Annotated in this window: 16 protein-coding genes; 1 reads left to right on the top strand and 15 read right to left on the bottom strand. The window is 68.7% G+C overall.

The genetic code is table 11. The annotated features are described in order from the left end of the window. Positions 1 to 5 precede the first annotated feature (5 nt). Positions 6 to 752: a hypothetical protein gene (locus M6E97_RS21350; protein ID WP_003095466.1), complete on the bottom strand. Its 747-nt coding sequence runs from the start codon at positions 750 to 752 to the stop codon at positions 6 to 8. Positions 753 to 852: 100 nt separating this feature from the next. Next, positions 853 to 1,467, bottom strand: a complete 615-nt coding sequence (locus M6E97_RS21345) for a hypothetical protein (RefSeq protein WP_003135384.1) — start codon at positions 1,465 to 1,467, stop codon at positions 853 to 855. Positions 1,468 to 1,592: 125 nt separating this feature from the next. Here M6E97_RS21345 and M6E97_RS21340 point away from each other — a divergent pair, with 125 nt between their 5' ends. Continuing rightward, complete coding sequence (locus M6E97_RS21340; RefSeq protein WP_003095462.1) at positions 1,593 to 1,859, top strand: DksA/TraR family C4-type zinc finger protein; 267 nt, start codon at positions 1,593 to 1,595, stop codon at positions 1,857 to 1,859. A 9-nt stretch (positions 1,860 to 1,868) separates the two neighbouring features. Here M6E97_RS21340 and M6E97_RS21335 read toward each other — a convergent pair whose 3' ends face one another. The 13 genes from M6E97_RS21335 to M6E97_RS21275 all read right to left on the bottom strand — a co-directional run bounded on the left by M6E97_RS21335 (position 1,869) and on the right by M6E97_RS21275 (position 14,442). Next, on the bottom strand, positions 1,869 to 3,236 hold the full coding sequence (locus M6E97_RS21335) for a hypothetical protein (protein WP_033937827.1): 1,368 nt from the start codon (positions 3,234 to 3,236) through the stop codon (positions 1,869 to 1,871). 118 nt (positions 3,237 to 3,354) lie between these two features. Beyond that, complete coding sequence (gene ureC / locus M6E97_RS21330; protein WP_003095453.1) at positions 3,355 to 5,055, bottom strand: urease subunit alpha; 1,701 nt, start codon at positions 5,053 to 5,055, stop codon at positions 3,355 to 3,357. Positions 5,056 to 5,117: 62 nt separating this feature from the next. Next, the gene (locus tag M6E97_RS21325) at positions 5,118 to 5,423 is read right to left on the bottom strand and encodes an urease subunit beta (protein ID WP_003095450.1); all 306 of its coding nucleotides are present in this window, start codon (positions 5,421 to 5,423) and stop codon (positions 5,118 to 5,120) included. A gap of 16 nt (positions 5,424 to 5,439) precedes the next feature. Then, entirely contained in the window at positions 5,440 to 5,958 is a 519-nt protein-coding gene (locus M6E97_RS21320; protein WP_003099390.1) for an L-methionine sulfoximine N-acetyltransferase, read from the bottom strand. A gap of 8 nt (positions 5,959 to 5,966) precedes the next feature. After that, positions 5,967 to 6,269 (bottom strand): urease subunit gamma, encoded by a 303-nt coding sequence (locus M6E97_RS21315; protein WP_003095443.1) that lies wholly within the window; start codon positions 6,267 to 6,269, stop codon positions 5,967 to 5,969. Between the two features lies 1 nt (position 6,270). Next, positions 6,271 to 7,113, bottom strand: a complete 843-nt coding sequence (locus M6E97_RS21310) for an urease accessory protein UreD (RefSeq protein ID WP_003116109.1) — start codon at positions 7,111 to 7,113, stop codon at positions 6,271 to 6,273. Positions 7,114 to 7,121: 8 nt separating this feature from the next. Further along, entirely contained in the window at positions 7,122 to 7,574 is a 453-nt protein-coding gene (locus M6E97_RS21305) for a GNAT family N-acetyltransferase (protein ID WP_003095437.1), read from the bottom strand. A gap of 83 nt (positions 7,575 to 7,657) precedes the next feature. Continuing rightward, a complete protein-coding gene (gene urtE / locus M6E97_RS21300) occupies positions 7,658 to 8,356 on the bottom strand; it encodes an urea ABC transporter ATP-binding subunit UrtE (RefSeq protein ID WP_003105134.1) in 699 nt (232 codons plus the stop codon). A 136-nt stretch (positions 8,357 to 8,492) separates the two neighbouring features. Beyond that, positions 8,493 to 9,350, bottom strand: coding sequence for an urea ABC transporter ATP-binding protein UrtD (gene urtD / locus M6E97_RS21295; protein ID WP_003105136.1), 858 nt, complete (start codon positions 9,348 to 9,350; stop codon positions 8,493 to 8,495). Further along, a complete protein-coding gene (gene urtC / locus M6E97_RS21290; RefSeq protein ID WP_003105139.1) occupies positions 9,347 to 10,426 on the bottom strand; it encodes an urea ABC transporter permease subunit UrtC in 1,080 nt (359 codons plus the stop codon). Before urtC ends, urtD begins: the two co-directional genes overlap by 4 nt. After that, positions 10,423 to 12,012 carry an urea ABC transporter permease subunit UrtB gene (urtB, locus tag M6E97_RS21285; RefSeq protein WP_024947960.1) on the bottom strand — a complete coding sequence of 530 codons (1,590 nt, stop codon included), beginning with the start codon at positions 12,010 to 12,012 and terminating at the stop codon, positions 10,423 to 10,425. The genes urtC and urtB overlap by 4 nt, the downstream gene beginning before the upstream one ends. A 146-nt stretch (positions 12,013 to 12,158) precedes the next feature. After that, positions 12,159 to 13,424 (bottom strand): urea ABC transporter substrate-binding protein, encoded by a 1,266-nt coding sequence (gene urtA / locus M6E97_RS21280; protein WP_003095422.1) that lies wholly within the window; start codon positions 13,422 to 13,424, stop codon positions 12,159 to 12,161. A gap of 424 nt (positions 13,425 to 13,848) precedes the next feature. After that, a complete protein-coding gene (locus tag M6E97_RS21275; protein WP_003095417.1) occupies positions 13,849 to 14,442 on the bottom strand; it encodes a MarC family protein in 594 nt (197 codons plus the stop codon). Between the last annotated feature and the right edge of the window lie 74 nt (positions 14,443 to 14,516).

Below are 14,516 nucleotides of genomic sequence, written 5' to 3'. Positions count from 1 at the left end.
CGACCTCAGGCCAGGCGCTGGCGCAGCGCCTGGTACAGCGGCAGGTCGCGTTCATACTGGCCGGGAACCAGGGCGTGGCGGTGCTCGGCGAGCATGCCCAGGTAGTCGTCCACCGCCGTGCGGTAGCTGGCCAACTGGTCGGTGGCCAGGGGCTGGCCGGCCATGGCGCGGATGTCGAAAGCCCATTGCAACCCGTCGCGGGCGTTCGAATAGGCGGCGCCGTCCATGCCGGCGGTGAGCGCCAGCCACTGGTCGAGGAAGGCCTGCGGTGCGTCGCGCGGGGGGAAGTGGCGGATCTTCGCGGCGCCCACCTCGGTGATGCCGTCGCCGTCCAGGTCGACGCTGTAGCCTTCCGGCAGCAGCAGGTTGCGCGCGCCTTCCTCGCTCAGCGCCTCGACCCGGATCGGCTCGGCCAGGCCCATGTTGCGCTGCAGCGCCTGCAGGTCGTCGGCGCCCAGGCGGGCGAGGAAGCCGCGGGCGTCCAGTTGCGCGCCGTTTTCGCAGGCGCGGTTGAGCACATGGGCGAAGCGCAACTGGTCTTCCAGGCTGACGCCGCGCACCCGGCTGTATTCCAGCTGGGTGGCGCCGAGGGTGTCGGCCAGCGCCCCGGCCTGCTCCGCGCTGCCTTCGGCGGCGACCGCGAGGCGCGCGTAGGCGGCCTGGAAGTCGCGCTGGAAATCCTGGTCGGGAGTGCGGGTCATCAGCTGCCGCTGGGCCAGGCTCGGAGAGCTGGAGGCTGAGTCGATCTTCATGTCCGGGTCGTCCTTGAGGCCGAGGAGAGAGAGCGCGTTACCCTACGCGCTGGTGGCGGCGCCCGCCAATGCGCAGAAGGTCGCAGGGCGACAGTCTGGTTCAGGATCGCCCGGAGCGCTCGCGTCGCTTGCGTTCGCGGTAGGCGGCCTGGTTGGCCAGGCGCCGCTGCGCCGAACCGGGGCGGTTGGCCGACTGGGCGCGGTACAGGCGCTGGGCGTAGACCAGTTCCATGTAGCGTTGCATCGCGCGGCTGTTGAACAGCAGCCAGGCACAGGCGCCGCCGCCGAGCGCCACCAGGCCCGACGTCTCGCCGCTGGCCAGGCGCAGCAGGAGCCCGGCGCCGACCAGCAGCAGGCTGGCGTCGCGGGCCAGGCGCGGGCCGAGGCTGGCGCCGCGGGAGAGCAGGGCGATCAGCCACAGCCAGGCCGCCAGCAGCGGCAGGGCGGAGAGCCAGCCCAGCGGCCGCAAAGGAGCCTCCGGCAATGCCAGGCGCAGCGCGGCAAGACCCAGCGGCGCGGCACCGAGCAGCAGCGCCAGGCTGCCGAGCAGCGGTGCGTAGAGACCGGGATGACGGCGCGGATACAGGCCGTGCAGTTGCCGGACGCTATAGCGGTCCTCCGGCGCCGGCAGGGCGAACGGATCGCCGGCGAGCGCGGCGTCGAGCTGGCGGCCCTGGTCGATCAGGTGGGCGAGGCGGCGGAACGGTCCCATCATGCGGTGTACCTTCAGGCTTGGCTGGCGATTGTGCCACGCCAGGCCGATGGTCGCGCCGCCCTTGCAAAGCCGCGGGCGAACGCCCATATCTGGAGGTTCCAGGGTTTCAGCCAGAGGAGTCAGTCATGGCCAGCGGGTGGGCGAACGACGGTGCGGTGCAGGAACAGATCGACAGCACGATCGAGGATGCCATCGCTCGTGCGCGCAGCCAGTTGCCCCGTGGCGAGAGCCTGACCCATTGCGAAGAGTGCGACGCGGCGATCCCCGAGGCGCGGCGCCGGGCGATTCCCGGCGTGCGCCTGTGCGTCAACTGCCAGGCCGAGCACGACAGGGAACAGGCGAAGTTCAGCGGCTACAACCGCCGCGGCAGCAAGGACAGCCAGTTGCGCTGAAGGCCTGCCTCAGTTTTCCCGATAGCGTTCCTTCACCCATTGCTCCACCGGCGACAGGGTGCGCATCCCCACGCCCAGCGGATCGTCCATGTCATGCTGGCTGGAGGCGGTCCAGCGCGGGTCGATGAAGGACCAGGCCAGGCCCGCCGGGCCCTGGTCGCGGTAGGTGCCGAAAACGTCGTTGAGGCCCAGCGGCTCCGCGTTGCGCAGCCACTGCCCGTTGAAGCTGTCACCGTTGATGGTGCGGTCCGAGATCCAGCGACCGTCGTCGTAATGGAAAGCCATCACTCGCCAGCGATGCTCGCACCAGTGGCAGGCGTCGTCGTCGACGTAGAAGGCTTCGACGAAGATTTTCTTCCCGCCGATGTCGAGGAAGGTCGAGTAATCGTCGGTATGGCGCGGGGCCAGGCTCAGTCGGCTGCCATCGCCGAGGTCGATGAAGCGATCGGGGGCGTAGGGCGAGCGCGGCGAAAGGCTCATCAGGACCCTGGCGTAGTCGTCCCGCTGCGGCGGGTCGGCGACCAGTGCCTGGCGCTCCGCGGCGGTCAGCGCGAAGCGCTCGCTGCCTCGGCCGACCACGTCTTCCAGCTGACGCTGGTCGCGCGGCAGGGTGCCGTCGAGGCCGGCGTACAGGTTGACCGCCTGGATGAACCGGGCGACGTCGATGTCGAGCATTTCCGGATAGCCGGAATGGGCGGTCAGCGCGCCGTCCTTCAGGTCGTAGATCACCGACCAGCGCGTCCCTCCCGAACCGCCGGCGTAGGACAGGTAGCCCAGGTGCAGTTCGTCGCGGCCGTCGCCGTCGTAGTCGGCGACTTCCAGTTGGCTGAGGCTGAACAGCTGGGGGAAGGCATAATCGGTTTCGAACTGCTCGCGCGGTTTCCGCTTCGCGTCCGGATCGAAGGGGACCAACTGGATCTTCCGGTATTCCCGGAGGCTCAGCTCGACCATGTTCTTCTGGATATCCAGGAACGGGGAGAGGTTGAGCAGCGAGGAGAGGAGGCCGGGTTCGGCGATGTAGAACACCTTCACCAGCGGCAGGTTGGTCCGTCCCTGGTTCCGCTCCAGGCGCTCGATGACCTGGTCGTCCATGGCGAAGGCCTTGCCGACGAAGCGCCGATTGCCGTAGGCGACCAGGAATTTCTCGCCGAAGCCGAGCAGGTCGGCGCCCTTGATCTCCACCTCGTAGTCCGCCGGAAAGCGCGCGAGGATGGCTTGGCGCAGCATCACGTCCTTCTTGCTGATGGGAATCTCGCCGTACTGGTAGAGCTGGTAGGTCCAGTAGAGGAAGTAGCTGACCACGACGATGGCCGTCGCCTGGAAGGCCTTGGCCAGATACGGGGTGGAAGCGTTGCGGGACGATTGGCGGGAGGACATGGACGGACTGCCGGCGGCTGCGGGGAGGCGCCATTGTCGCCGCTAGCGCCGGCAAGCCAAGCTGTCCGAACGGAGCGGTCGACGTCCCGGCGTGGCGCCGGGCCCCGTCGCGTGGGAATCAGAACAGGAAATAGCGCTGTGCCATCGGCAGCACGTCCGCCGGTTCGCACCAGAGCAACTGGCCGTCGGCGCGTACCTGGTAGTTCTGTGCGTCGACCTCGATGGTCGGCAGGTAGCCGTTGTGGATCAGGTCGGTCTTCTGCACACCACGACAGCCGCTGACCACGCCGATGGCCTTGCGCAGGCCGAGCTGCTGCGGTACGCCGGCGGCGAAGGCGGCCTGGCTGACGAAGGTCAGGCTGGTCGCGTGGCGGCTGCCGGCGTAGCTGGCGAACATCGGCCGGTAGTGCACCGGCTGCGGCGTGGGGATCGAGCCGTTGATGTCGCCCATCAGGCTGGCGGCGATGGCCCCGCCCTTGAGGATCAGGCTCGGCTTGACGCCGAAGAAGGCCGGGCGCCAGAGCACCAGGTCGGCCCACTTGCCGGCTTCGACGGAGCCCACTTCATGGCTGATGCCGTGGGTGATCGCCGGGTTGATGGTGTACTTGGCGATGTAGCGCCTGGCGCGGAAGTTGTCGTTGCGCGCACCGTCGCCGTCGAGGCGGCCGCGCTGGCGCTTCATCTTGTCGGCGGTCTGCCAGGTGCGCGTGATCACTTCGCCGACCCGGCCCATGGCCTGGCTGTCGGAGCTGATCATGCTGAACGCGCCGAGGTCGTGGAGGATGTCCTCGGCGGCGATGGTCTCGCGGCGGATGCGCGACTCGGCGAAGGCCACGTCCTCGGCGATGGCCGGGTCGAGGTGGTGGCAGACCATCAGCATGTCCAGGTGCTCGTCGATGGTATTGCGGGTGAACGGCCGTGTCGGGTTGGTCGAGCTGGGCAGCACGTTGGCGAAGCCGCAGGCCTTGATGATGTCCGGTGCGTGGCCCCCGCCGGCGCCCTCGGTGTGGTAGGTGTGGATGGTGCGGCCCTTGAAGGCGCCGAGGGTGGTCTCGACGAAGCCGGATTCGTTGAGGGTGTCGGTGTGGATCGCCACCTGGATGTCGTGGCGCTCGGCCACCTCCAGGCAGTTGTCGATCGCCGCCGGGGTGCTGCCCCAGTCCTCGTGCAGCTTCAGGCCGATGGCGCCGGCGAGTACCTGCTCCTCCAGCGGCAGCGGCAGGCTGGCGTTGCCCTTGCCGGTGAAGCCGATGTTCATCGGGAAGGCGTCGGCGGCCTGGAGCATCCGCGCCATGTGCCAGGGACCGGAGGTGCAGGTGGTGGCGTTGGTCCCGGCGGCGGGGCCGGTGCCGCCGCCGATCATGGTGGTGACGCCGCTCATCAGCGCCTCTTCGATCTGCTGCGGGCAGATGAAGTGGATGTGCGTGTCGATGCCGCCGGCGGTGAGGATCATGCCCTCGCCGGCGATCACCTCGGTGCCGGCGCCGATGGCGATGTTCACCCCGGGCTGGATGTCCGGGTTGCCGGCCTTGCCGATGGCCTGGATGCGCCCGTCCTTGAGACCGACGTCGGCCTTGACCACGCCCCAGTGGTCGAGGATCAGCGCGTTGGTGATCACCGTGTCGACCACCTGCGCCGCGCCCAGCTGGCTCTGGCCCATGCCGTCGCGGATGACCTTGCCGCCGCCGAACTTCACTTCCTCGCCATAGACGGTGAAGTCCCGTTCCACCTCGAGCCACAGGTCGGTGTCGGCCAGGCGCACGCGGTCGCCGACGGTGGGGCCGAACATGTCGGCGTAGGCTTGTCTGCTGATTTTCATCGAACGCTCCTTTGGCGATCGTCGGTGTTCGCTGTCTTTGGTCGAACCTGGCCAGTGGGACCCTAGAGGTCCCCCATCACCCGCCCGGCAAAGCCGTATACCCGCCGTCCGCCGCCGATTTCCACCAGCTCCACCTCGCGGCTCTGCCCCGGTTCGAAGCGCACCGCGGTGCCGGCGGCGATGTTCAGGCGCATGCCACGGGTGGCCGGACGGTCGAAGGCGAGGGCGTCGTTGACCTCGAAGAAGTGGTAGTGCGAGCCGACCTGGATCGGCCGGTCGCCGGTGTTCGCCACGCTCAGGGCGAGGGTGCGGCGGCCGGCGTTGAGTTCGATATCGCCGGGCTGGATGTCGTATTCACCGGGGATCATGGGGGCTCCTTGGGGCTCAGGGCGCGCTGCGCGTCGGGTCGAGGTTCAGTTGCATGAAGGTCAGGTCGAGCCAGCGGCCGAACTTCTGGCCCACCTGCGGCATCTGCCCGCTGATCTCGAAGCCGAGGCGCCGGTGCAGGCCGATCGAAGCGGCATTGCCGCTTTCGATGGCGGCCACCATGACGTGCAGGCCCTGGGCCCGCGCACGTTCGATCAGCGCCTGTAGCAGTTGCACGCCGAGGCCTTTGCCGCGCTGGTCGTCGCGCACGTAGACGGAGTGCTCGACGGTGCCGCGGAAGCCCTCGAAGGGTCGCCAGTCGCCGTAGGAGGCGTAGCCGAGCACTTCGCCGGCGGCGTCGCTCGCCACCAGGATCGGGTAGCCCTGGCGGGCGCGGGTGTCGAACCAGGCCTGGCGGTTGGCCAGGTCCACCGGGGTTTCGTTCCAGATCGCCGTGGTATTGCCCACGGCGTCGTTGTAGATGGCGAGGATGCCGGGCAGGTCGGCGACGCCGGCGTCGCGGATCGAAGCGCTCATGGGCGGCCTCAGGCGATGGGCTGGTGGACGGTCACCAGCTTGGTGCCGTCGGGGAAGGTGGCCTCCACCTGGATGTCCGGGATCATCTCCGGCACGCCCTCCATCACCTGCTCGCGGCTCAGCAGGGTGGTGCCGTAGTGCATCAGTTCGGCGACGCTGCGGCCGTCGCGCGCGCCCTCCAGCAGGGCGGCGGAGATCAGCGCCACCGCCTCCGGGTAGTTCAGCTTGAGACCGCGTGCCAGCCGGCGCTCGGCGAGCAGGCCGGCGGTGAAGATCAGCAGCTTGTCTTTCTCGCGGGGGGACAAGTCCATCTCAGGTACTCCAGATGCGTGGGGGAACGGCCTCGCGGCCGAGCAGCGCCGGCCGCAGCAGGCGCCAGAGTTCGATCAGCCAGGCTCGCGCGTGCAGCGCCTCGTCGGCCAGGCAGCGCGCCACCAGCAGGCCTCCGGGCAACTGGCTGAGGTTGCCGCGGCCGGCGCAGGGGAGCGCGCGGCAGCGTTGCAGCAGGTCGGTGTCGATCTCGCCGCTGGCGACCAGGGTCGCCAGCACCGGGTGCCCGGCGAGGCCGATCGGCGAGTCGAGCAGGCGGTCGCCGCCGTCGATGCGCTGGCGCTCGTGCCAGAGCAGGCGGTCGTCGCGACGGATGTCCAGGGCTGCGACGAAGTGGCCGCTGGCGAAGCGCTCGCCGCTGGCCGGGCGGCCGAGCGCGACCATGTCCCAGTAGAACAGGCGGGCGTCGCCGCGCAGTTGGATACGGGTTTCCAGTTCGGCCTGGGCGCCGGCGAAGACGATGCTTTCCTGCGGCAGCCATTCCAGGGTGGCGCCGGGCTCCAGGTGGATCTCCAGGGTCTGCCGCGACGGGCAGGCGGCGCGGTACCACTTGGCCGCGCCGGGGCTGGTGAGCTGGGCCCAGGCGCGTTCGCCGAGGCGCACGTCGAAGGCCAGGCTGTCGCCGCCGGCGATGCCGCCGGGCGGATGCACGAGGATGTGCTGGCAGACTTCCGGGCCTTCGGCGTAGAGGTGCTTCTGCACCCGCAGCGGTCCGGCGTGGCGCCGCGTCACCGGGCGTGTGGCGTCGCCGGCGCGGGCGTAGGCCAGCTCCAGCTGGGCGTGCCAGGCGGGGTGGAAGCTCAGGTCGGGGAGGGCGGCGGTCATCGGTCGGGTCAGGCCAGGGCCTTGCGCATGAACACGCGGCGGAATCCCTCTTCCTGGCGGCGTTCGTATTCGAGGTAGCCGACCCTGGCGTAGAGCGCGATGTTTTCCGTCATCCGCTCGTTGGTGTAGAGGTACAGCGAGCGGTAGCCGAGGCTCGTCGCGTCGCGCTCGGCGCGTTCCAGCAGCTGTCGGCCGATGCCCTGGCCCTTGCATTCGGGAAGCACGGCGAGGTTGTCGACGAGGAAGCCGTCGGCGGTTTCCCGGGTCACCAGCAGGCCGACCGGCTGGCCGTCGTGCTCGGCGATGAGGACCCGGTCGCTGGCGATCACCTCGTGGTAGTCCTGGGTCATCGGCCAGGGTTTGCGGCCGATCACCGCGATCCACGGGGCATAGGCGGCGGCGACGCAGAGCGCGGCGAAGCCCGCGTCGGCCTGGACGGCCGGGCGCAGAGTGACGGTCATTTCGACCTCCTGCGGAAAGACGAGGGCATAGAGATTGCCAGCGCAGGCCCCGGTTGCGCCAGCGGCAGTGTGTCCCAGTCCGTTCAAATCGCCACCAGCCCGCGCACGCCCTCGCTCTCCATGTCGCGGCCGCGGCCCTGCTGGACGATCTCGCCGCGCGCCATCACCAGGTATTGGTCGGCCAGTTCGGCGGCGAAGTCGTAGAACTGCTCGACCAGCAGGATCGCCATGTCGCCGCGCGCCGCCAGGCTGCGGACGACCGTGCCGATCTCCTTGATCACCGAAGGCTGGATGCCTTCCGTGGGTTCGTCGAGGATCAGCAGTCGCGGCTGGCTGGCCAGGGCGCGGCCGATCGCCAGTTGCTGCTGCTGGCCGCCGGAGAGGTCGCCGCCGCGGCGCTGCTTCATTTCGCGCAGGACCGGGAACAGCTCGTAGATGAAGTCCGGCACCGCCCGGGCGTCCCTGGCGCTGAAACGGGACAGTCCCATCAGCAGGTTCTCTTCCACCGTCAGCCGGGGGAAGATTTCCCGTCCCTGCGGCACGTAGGCGATCCCGGCGCGGACCCGCTGGTGCGGCCTGAGTCCGGTGAGCGAACGGCCTTCCCAGGCGACCTGGCCCTCGCGGGCCGGGACCAGGCCCATCAGGCAGCGCAGCAGGGTGGTCTTGCCCACCCCGTTGCGACCGAGCAGGCAGGTCACCTCGCCTACCTTCGCCTCGAAGCTCAGGCCACGGAGGATATGGCTACCGCCGTAGTACTGGTGGAGCTTGTCGACTTGCAGCATGGTTCTCTTCCATTTGTCCCGTGATGGTTCTTCACTGCGATTCCCAACCTGGCTCGGCGGATAACCGCGAGCGGTCATTCGCCCTACGCGACGGGCGCCACTTGGCAGGCGCTACCCGCCGAGCGGATGGCTGGCGTCAGCGACCGAGGTAGACCTCGATCACCTGTTCGTCGGCCTGTACCTCCGCCAGCGAGCCTTCGGCCAGCACGTGGCCCTGGTGCAGCACGGTGACATGGTCGGCGATGCTGCCGACGAAACCCATGTCGTGCTCCACCACCATCAGCGAGTGCTTGCGCGCCAGGGACTTGAACAGCTCGGCGGTGAATTCGGTCTCGGCATCGGTCATGCCCGCCACCGGCTCGTCGAGCAGCAGCAACTGCGGTTCCTGCACCAGCAGCATGCCGATCTCGAGGAACTGCTTCTGGCCGTGGGACAGCAAACCCGCCGGACGCTGCCGCGACTCCAGCAGGCGGATGGTGGCGAGCACCTCCTCGATGCGTTCCCTCTGCGTGCCGTCGAGCCGCGCGCGCAGGCTGGCCCACACCGACTTGTCGGCCCTCTGCGCCAGTTCGAGGTTCTCGAACACGCTCAGGGCCTCGAACACCGTGGGCTTCTGGAACTTGCGGCCGATCCCGGCCTGGGCGATCTGCACCTCGCTCATGCGGGTCAGGTCGAGGGTGTCGCCGAAATACGCGGTGCCGCTCTGCGGGCGGGTCTTGCCGGTGATCACGTCCATCAGGGTGGTCTTGCCGGCGCCGTTGGGGCCGATGATGCAGCGCAATTCGCCGACGCCGATGTACAGGGTCAGGTCGCGCAGGGCCTTGAAGCCGTCGAAGCTGACGTTGATGTCTTCCAGGCTGAGGATGGTGCCGTGGCGCGCGTCCAGCCGGCCGCTGGTGGCGGCGCCCAGGCCGATGGCGTCGCGGCCGCTGCCGGCGGTATCGAGGCCGGGGTGGAAGGCCGGTTCGAGCATCAGGTGCGGGGTGGTCCTCATTGCTCCTTCTCCTTGCGCAGCAGGCCGAGCAGGCCGCGCGGCAGGTACAGGGTGACGACGATGAACAGCGCGCCGAGGAAGAACAGCCAGTATTCCGGGAAGGCCACGGTGAACCAGCTCTTCGCGCCGTTCACCACGCCGGCGCCGAGCAGCGGGCCGAGCAGGGTGCCGCGTCCGCCGAGGGCGACCCAGACGGCGGCTTCGATGGAGTTGGTCGGCGACATCTCGCTGGGGTTGATGATCCCCACCTGCGGCACGAACAGCGCGCCGGCGAGGCCGCAGAGCACCGCGCTCAGGGTCCAGACGAAGAGTTTGTAGCCGCGCGGGTCGTAGCCGCAGAACATCAGGCGGTTCTCGGCGTCGCGCAGCGCGGTGAGGACCCGGCCGAACTTGCTCCGCGCCAGGCGCCAGCCGAGCAGCAGGCTGGCCGCGAGCAGCGCGACGGTGGCGAGGAACAGGGCGGCGCGGGTGCCCGGCGCGGTGATCGGGAAGCCGAGAATGCTGCGGAAGTCGGTGAAGCCGTTGTTGCCGCCGAAACCGGTCTCGTTGCGGAAGAACAGCAGCATGCCGGCGAAGGTCAGGGCCTGGGTCATGATCGAGAAGTACACGCCGCGGATCCGCGAGCGGAAGGCGAAGTAGCCGAAGGCGAAGGCCAGCGCGCCGGGCACCAGCACCACCAGGCACAGCGCCCAGAGGAAGTGCTGGGTGCCGGCCCAGTACCAGGGCAATTCGTTCCAGGAAAGGAAGGTCATGAACGCCGGCAGGCTGTCGCCGGAGGCCTGGCGCATCAGGTACATGCCCATGGCGTAGCCGCCGAGGGCGAAGAACAGCCCGTGGCCGAGGGACAGCAGGCCGGCGTAGCCCCAGACCAGGTCGAGGGCGAGGGCGACGATGGCGTAGCAGAGGATCTTGCCGGTCAGGGTCAGGCTGTAGGCCGAGAGGTGCAGCGCGCTGTCCGCCGGCAGCAGGTGCAGCAGCGGCATGGCCAGCAGCGTGGCGAAGGCTGCGCCGAGCGCGATAGCGGTGACGCGGCCGCCGGCTCGGCGGGCGAGGGTGACGGTGAGTGGCTGGTTCAATCGATGACCCTCCCTTTCAGGGCGAACAGTCCCTGCGGGCGTTTCTGGATGAACAGGACGATCAGCGCGAGGATCAGGATCTTGCCCAGCACCGCGCCGATCTGCGGTTCGAGGATCTTGTTCGCCACGCCGAGGCCGAAGGCGGCGAGGACGCTGCCGGCGAGCTGGCCGACGCCGCCGAGCACCACCACCAGGAAGGAGTCGATGATGTAGCCCTGGCCGAGGTCCGGGCCGACGTTGCCGACCTGCGACAGGGCTACCCCGCCGAGCCCGGCGATGCCCGAGCCGAGACCGAAGGCGAGCATGTCCACGCGCCCTGTGGGCACCCCGCAGCAGGCCGCCATGTTGCGGTTCTGGGTCACCGCGCGGACGTTCAGGCCGAGCCGCGTGCGGTTCAGCAGCAGCCAGGTGAGGAGCAGCACGAACAGGGCGAAGCCGATGATGACGATGCGGTTCCACGGCAGCACCAGGTTCGGCAGCACCTGGATGCCGCCGGACAGCCAGGCCGGGTTGGCTACCTCGACGTTCTGTGCGCCGAACAGCATCCGCACCAGTTGGATCAGCACCAGGCTGATGCCCCAGGTGGCGAGCAGGGTTTCCAGCGGCCGGCCGTAGAGATGGCGGATCACCGTGCGCTCCAGGGCCATGCCGATGGCGGCGCTGACGCAGAACGCCACCGGTAGCGCCAGCAACGGGTAGAGCGCCAGCCATTCCGGCGCCAGGCGCTGGAACAGCAGTTGCACCACGTAGGTGGAGTAGGCGCCGAGCATGAGCATTTCGCCGTGGGCCATGTTGATCACCCCGAGCAGGCCGTAGGTGATCGCCAGGCCGAGCGCCGCGAGCAGCAGGATCGAGCCCAGCGACAGGCCGCTGAAGGCCTGGCCGAGCAGGTCGCCGACCAGCAGCCGGCGCTTGACCTGGGCCAGGCTGGTGGCGGCGGCGATGCGCACGCCTTCCTCCGGTTCCACCGCCGGGTCGAGCAGGTTCTCCAGGCGGGTTCGCGCCAGCGGATCGCCGGACTCGCCGAGCAGGCGCACGGCGGAAAGGCGTAGCGCCGGGTCGGGATCGCCGAGTTGCAGGTTGGCCAGGGCCAGGCCGAGGGCTTCCTTCACGCCAGCGTCGCTCTCGATCCGCAGGCGCGCTTCGAGCAGCGGCCGTTGCGCGGCCTTGGCGGTCTTCTGCAACTGCTGCGCGGCGGCCAGCCGCAGCGGCACTTCGTTGGCCACCAACTGGTGGCTGGCCAGGGCGGTGTTGAGCAGGCCGCGCAGGCGATTGTTCAGGCGCAGCGGCTTCGGCTCGCCGTCCGGCAGGGCGTCGCCTTCGGCGGCCTGGAAACGCTGGTCGGCGCCGAGGAGGAATGGCTGCTGGCGGCTGTCCAGCGCAATGCGGTTGTGGCGCAGCGCTTCGAGAAAGGCCAGGCGACCGGCGTCGGGCGTCGCCGCCCAGTGTTCGAGCAGGTGGGCGCGACCGCCGTTGTCGGCAGCGGCGAAGTCCTGCGCCGGTCCGGCGTAGGCCGTCACCGCGAGAAGGGCGGCCAGGACCAGGACACAGGCATGGAGCGGGCGGGTGAGGAGGGCAAGGGGCATGCTGGGGTTCCTGGGCGACGTGCGGTATGGCCGGTCCCCCGCCCTCTCCCTGAAGGGCGAGGGGGCCGTTCGGCGCGCGACCGGAGCGTTCCCGTTCCGTTCAGGGGAACGCCTGGTCAGGGGGGCAGGGTTCTTCACGGCAGAACTCAGTTGCTCTTCAGCGCATGCTCCGGCTTTTTCTCGTTGCCCGGGATGAACGGGCTCCAGGGTTGCGCGCGAAGCGGCTCGGGGGTCTTCCAGACCACTTCGAACTGGCCGTCGTCCTGGATCTCGCCGATCATCACCGGCTTGTGCAGGTGGTGGTTGCTCTTGTCCATGACCAGCGTGTAGCCGGATGGCGCCTTGAAGCTTTGCCCGGCCATCGCCTCGCGAACCTTGTCGACCTCGGTGCTGCCGGCCTTTTCCACGGCCTGCGCCCACATATGGATGCCGACGTAGGTGGCTTCCATGGGGTCGTTGGTCACCGCGGTGGCGTAGTTCGGCAGGTTCTTCGCCTTGGCGTAGGCTTTCCAGTCGGCGACGAACTTCTCGTTGACCGGATTGCTCACCGACTCGAAGTAGTTCCATGCCGCCAGGTTGCCGACCAGCGGCTTGGTGTCGATGCCGCGCAGTTCTTCCTCGCCTACGGAGAAGGCCACCACCGGCACCTCGGTGGCTTCCAGGCCCTGGTTGGCCAGTTCCTTGTAGAAGGGCACGTTGGAGTCGCCATTGACGGTGGAGACCACCGCGGTCTTGCCGCCTGCGGCGAACTTCTTGATGTCGGCGACGATGGTCTGGTAGTCGCTGTGGCCGAATGGCGTGTAGACCTCCTGGATGTCCTTGTCGTCCACGCCCTTGCTGTGCAGGAAGGCGCGCAGGATCTTGTTGGTGGTGCGCGGGTAGACATAGTCGGTGCCGAGCAGGAAGAAGCGCCTGGCACCGCCGCCGTCCTCGCTCATCAGGTACTCCACCGCCGGGATCGCCTGCTGGTTCGGCGCCGCGCCGGTATAGAAGACGTTCGGCGAGAGTTCCTCGCCCTCGTACTGGACCGGGTAGAACAGCAATCCGTTGAGTTCCTCGAACACCGGCAACACCGATTTGCGCGACACCGAGGTCCAGCAACCGAATACCACCGCGACCTTGTCCTGGGTCAGCAACTGGCGGGCCTTTTCCGCGAACAGCGGCCAGTTCGACGCGGGATCGACCACCACCGCCTCCAGCTTCCTGCCGTTGACCCCGCCCTTGGCGTTGATCTCGTCGATGGTCATCAGGGCCATGTCCTTCAGCGAGGTCTCGGAGATCGCCATGGTCCCGGACAGCGAGTGAAGGATGCCGACCTTGATGGTTTCGGCGGCCTGGATGGACCAGGACAGGCCCATGGAAGCGATGGACGCGGACAGCGTGAAGGCCTTGAGCAGACTGCGACGTTTCATTGGTGTTGTTCTCCATTCACCAGCGGTCGGGGCGGCAGTTTTCAGGAGGCGTCGTGCTTGTCGTCGGGCATCCGTCCGGTGGACGGCGGGGTGCGCACTGCGGCCTGGATCTCTTCGTCGAGGCTTCAGAGCAAAGGCTGTGCCTCTTCTTGGCGCTGGCCGGTATCGGTCGGCGAAAAGGCGCCGCGAGTCGCCGGGGAAGCATGCCGAGCAGGCCTGGCTATGCCGGTGAAGGCGGCGTTTTCAACGGGTTTTCGCCGGATATCGACGGAGAAGGGGTCGTGGGCTCCGGATGGGGAGGCGTCGCGCTGACCTCCCTCCCTACCGCCGGCGGCGCGTCCATGGGAGCGCCGCCGCTTCGCCCGGGCACCACTGCGGTGCGTCAGGGCGCGGCATCCAGGGTGTCCGCCTCAGGCTGGTGCGCTCAGCCTGGGAACAGCGAACCCTTCAGGCCGGTGACGATGATCTGCGCCGCCAGCGCGCAGACGAACAGACCCATCAGGCGACTGACGATCTGCAGGCCCTGGTCGCCAAGCAGGCGTTCGATGCGGTCGGAAAGATAGAGCGTGGTGCCGAGGGTCAGGCAGGCGAGGAAGATCGCCACCAGGGAGATCAGCTTGGCCTCCCAGCCCTGGCCGACGCCCATCACCAGCAGCGCGCCGATGGTGCCGGGGCCGACGGTGAGAGGAATGGTCAGCGGGACGATGGTCACGTCCTGCTGCACGTTGTCGCTCTGCACCGCCGCGCGGCCCTGGGCCATGCCCAGCGCGGAGATGAACAGCACGCTGCCGGCGCCGATGCGGAAGGCGTCGGCGGTGATACCGAAGAGGATGAAGATGTAGCGGCCGAACAGGTACAGCGCGACGCTGGCGATCAGCGCCGCCAGGGCCACCCGCCAGGCCATGCGCTTGCGGTCGCGCGGGCCGAAGCCGCGGCTGAGGCTGATGAAGCAGGACAGCACGAAGAAGGGGCTATAGAGCACCAGCATCTTCAGGTAGACGCTGAACAGCAAATGCATGGAGGCGCTTCCGGTCCGGGGGTGGGCATGAGCATAGCGTGCGACGGGCCGGTGCGATGTCCGGCGGGTTGGCA

Origin of the sequence: Pseudomonas sp. B111, from assembly GCF_026428275.1 — a bacterium.
In the GTDB taxonomy this organism is placed as follows: domain Bacteria; phylum Pseudomonadota; class Gammaproteobacteria; order Pseudomonadales; family Pseudomonadaceae; genus Pseudomonas; species Pseudomonas aeruginosa.
This window is presented reverse-complemented; position numbering and strand designations above follow the sequence as displayed.

Bases quoted from the DNA above. Each gene is read 5' to 3' on its own strand.
- ureC (WP_003095453.1), bottom strand. From the start codon at position 5,055: ATGAAAATCAGCAGACAAGCCTACGCCGACATGTTCGGCCCCACCGTC.
- M6E97_RS21335 (WP_033937827.1), bottom strand. From the start codon at position 3,236: ATGTCCTCCCGCCAATCGTCCCGCAACGCTTCCACCCCGTATCTGGCC.
- urtD (WP_003105136.1), bottom strand. From the start codon at position 9,350: ATGAGGACCACCCCGCACCTGATGCTCGAACCGGCCTTCCACCCCGGC.
- M6E97_RS21275 (WP_003095417.1), bottom strand. From the start codon at position 14,442: ATGCATTTGCTGTTCAGCGTCTACCTGAAGATGCTGGTGCTCTATAGC.
- M6E97_RS21310 (WP_003116109.1), bottom strand. From the start codon at position 7,113: ATGACCGCCGCCCTCCCCGACCTGAGCTTCCACCCCGCCTGGCACGCC.
- M6E97_RS21325 (WP_003095450.1), bottom strand. From the start codon at position 5,423: ATGATCCCCGGTGAATACGACATCCAGCCCGGCGATATCGAACTCAAC.
- M6E97_RS21340 (WP_003095462.1), top strand. From the start codon at position 1,593: ATGGCCAGCGGGTGGGCGAACGACGGTGCGGTGCAGGAACAGATCGAC.
- M6E97_RS21345 (WP_003135384.1), bottom strand. From the start codon at position 1,467: ATGATGGGACCGTTCCGCCGCCTCGCCCACCTGATCGACCAGGGCCGC.
- M6E97_RS21350 (WP_003095466.1), bottom strand. From the start codon at position 752: ATGAAGATCGACTCAGCCTCCAGCTCTCCGAGCCTGGCCCAGCGGCAG.
- urtE (WP_003105134.1), bottom strand. From the start codon at position 8,356: ATGCTGCAAGTCGACAAGCTCCACCAGTACTACGGCGGTAGCCATATC.
- M6E97_RS21320 (WP_003099390.1), bottom strand. From the start codon at position 5,958: ATGAGCGCTTCGATCCGCGACGCCGGCGTCGCCGACCTGCCCGGCATC.
- M6E97_RS21315 (WP_003095443.1), bottom strand. From the start codon at position 6,269: ATGGACTTGTCCCCCCGCGAGAAAGACAAGCTGCTGATCTTCACCGCC.
- urtB (WP_024947960.1), bottom strand. From the start codon at position 12,012: ATGCCCCTTGCCCTCCTCACCCGCCCGCTCCATGCCTGTGTCCTGGTC.
- M6E97_RS21305 (WP_003095437.1), bottom strand. From the start codon at position 7,574: ATGACCGTCACTCTGCGCCCGGCCGTCCAGGCCGACGCGGGCTTCGCC.
- urtA (WP_003095422.1), bottom strand. From the start codon at position 13,424: ATGAAACGTCGCAGTCTGCTCAAGGCCTTCACGCTGTCCGCGTCCATC.